General features: G+C 68.3%; 1 protein-coding gene. It reads right to left on the bottom strand.

All coding sequences use genetic code 11. The features are described from left to right. On the bottom strand, positions 1–205 hold a 205-nt coding region (locus IAE39_RS29560; protein WP_201207969.1), incomplete at both ends, for an AMP-binding protein.

Below are 205 nucleotides of genomic sequence, written 5' to 3' on the forward strand. Positions count from 1 at the left end.
GCCACGGGCCAGACCAACGCCGCCCAGGTACAACTCACCGGCCGCTCGCGGGGCGACACTCTGCAAACCGGCGCCAAGGATGTGCGTCTTCAGGTTGTCGATCGGCCGGCCGATCGGCACGCCGCTGTCACTGCCCGTGTGGCAGGTCCAGTGGGTGACATCGATGGCCGCCTCGGTCGGGCCGTAGAGGTTGTACAACTGGGCG

Origin of the sequence: Pseudomonas sp. S37 (assembly GCF_016658545.1) — a bacterium.
Taxonomy (GTDB): domain Bacteria; phylum Pseudomonadota; class Gammaproteobacteria; order Pseudomonadales; family Pseudomonadaceae; genus Aquipseudomonas.